The following is a 2,243-nucleotide window of genomic DNA, read 5'->3' as shown; positions in this document are numbered from 1 at the left end:
TACGCGGAAAGGTCTGGATTCCATCCGGTTCCCATCCTGGCGCCTCGAAGGGAAGAGGGGGAGGACGCGGCCGTCCGCGCCCTCCCCTTGTTCTGTCGCCTGGAGTTTATCTTTAAAACATACGGACGGCAAGCCAGGGCCCGGCTGGGCCTTTCAACCGGTGGGGGATCCCCGTCTTCTGGAGCCAGGGCAGCCCGTGGATGGGGATCACGAATGGATGGACGCCAATCCGCGGTCGGGTCCACAGCGCCTGGCCGGCAGGAATCCGTCTGGCGGCGGCACAGGGCTCCCCCCTCATGGAGTCGGTGTGGGAGGCGGGATGGGTGGAGAGGAGGAGTGGTAGGCGATGCGGATGGAAGCCGCGGCCTCGACGGGGGCCGGGTTATCGGTTCCCACCCGCACCTTCCCCCAAACGGTGACGGATTGTCCCCATGAGAAGGCCCCCGCGTAGGTGCCTTCGATCACGGTTCCGTAGACCGGGCAAATCACCGGAATGGCCTGATCGGCGAGCCCGCCCCACTCGGCGCAGCGCTCCACTCCCTGGCCGATTCCCTGGTTGAGCTCGAGGATGATCCGCCGGTATCGATCATCCACGCGGGTGGTGGCGCCCCAACCCCAGGCGGTCACCGTTCCGGAGATCACCCCCTGGAAAGCGGGATCAATGTCGAAGCGGCCCAGAGTTGGGTCCCATTGTCCTCCAAAGGCCATGATCTTCACCCACGGCTCCTGAGCGCCCAGGTCGGAGATGGTGGCCGGGTTCCAGGACCAGCGGAGGTAGAGATCCACGGTGGGGGTGGAGGAGATGGGATCGGCCCGCTGATACCGATAGAGCACGCAGGTGCGGCCGAGGGCGCAGGATCCCAGCTCGAAATAGTGGGGGTTGACCTCGACCAGGGAGAAACCGCCTCCGGAAACTTGAGGAGGGGGCATGGAGTAAGAGGCGTCGTGGGTGAAGCGCAGTTCGGTCACCCGCACAAGGCCGGCGGGAGGGGGCGTGGGGGATGGCGAGGGTGTGGGAGAAGGGGTGGGCGTGGGGAGGGGCTGGAAGGTGGCGGTGATGACCCGGGGTTGGGTCATGGAGACCACGGCGGCGCCGTCAGGATCTGTGGCTTCCGCTCCGATCCAGCCGGCAAAGGTCCAGCCTGGATTCGGTTGGGCCCGCAGGCGCACCGTTTCGCCTTCCGGATATGTCCCATCCTCGCATTTCCGGTCGGCCTCCACGGAGACCGTTCCGCCGGTGGGAGGGGCGGCGTGGACGGTCAGCGGGTAGGGTCCGTGGGGGATGAAGTGGGCGGTGAGGATCCGCCCCGCCTCACACACGGTCTCCGGCCGCTGGGCCTTCCAGGCCGCCCAGAAGGCCTCTACACCATCCCGGTCCCCTTCCAGGGTGGGGAGGGGGATGAGGAACTCAGGGGACTCCCTAAGGACGATCCGCAGGTTGAGGAAGAACGAAGGGGTGGCCTGGGTGGCGAGGGTCCATATGCCGTTGCGGGCTGAGCCGTCGAGGCCGTCGGCGAGGCGATCCCAGGGCTCCGGGAGGTCATCGTAGAGATCCCAGAGGGCGGCAGCCACCGCCCACTCGCTATCCGCATTCGTGGGATGGGCCGGATCGGGATGGGAGAAATCCGAAGATCTCTCCGGATGCTCCAGATTACCATCGCTCACGAAAGGGAAATCCGGATCCTCCAGAAGGGCAGCGGCCAGGAAGGAGGCCCACCCTTCGCTCCAGGCGCAGGAGGGGGAGGTGTGTCCCTTGGGATTGTGGTTGAAGCCGGGGCAGGCCAGAGTGGTGTAAGAGGGCTCCACGACCAGGCTCAGGAGGTTAGAGGGCAGGGAGCCAGTTGCCCTTGGGCGGGCGTAATCTGTGAAAGAGTCCATCACGAAGTGACCCAGCTCGTGGAGGATCGTGTGGATCGTGGTCTCCTCCTTTTTCAGGAAGATCGTAGGCCCGGGAGCGAAGCGGTAGGGGTAGATGAGGTAGAGGAGTCGTGTTGGGATGGAATCCTGGATGCGGGTATAGCAGGAATGCACTTTGGATTTTTCGATTCCCAGTCGTTGACCCATCAGGGTGTCGGCAAGGCCGAGGCACTCGAGAGGCCAGTAGATGTTCACCGCCCGGTCCGGAGCCCACCCCACCCGCCGCATCAGCTCCTCCCAGCCCCGCCGCGTCAGCGTGTCATAAATGAAAAAGGCCTTGGCCAGATCCTCATCCTCAATCACAACATCCAGACGATGCGCCCCAG

1 protein-coding gene is annotated in these 2,243 nt (G+C 65.0%); it reads right to left on the bottom strand.

The features are described from left to right. Positions 1 to 294: 294 nt before the first annotated feature. Positions 295 to 2,243: InlB B-repeat-containing protein (locus VAE54_RS09395; RefSeq protein WP_322801703.1), on the bottom strand; the 1,949-nt coding region annotated here is incomplete at its 5' end.

The sequence above is a fragment of the Thermoflexus sp. genome, assembly GCF_034432235.1.
Lineage (GTDB): Bacteria > Chloroflexota > Anaerolineae > Thermoflexales > Thermoflexaceae > Thermoflexus.
This window is presented reverse-complemented; position numbering and strand designations above follow the sequence as displayed.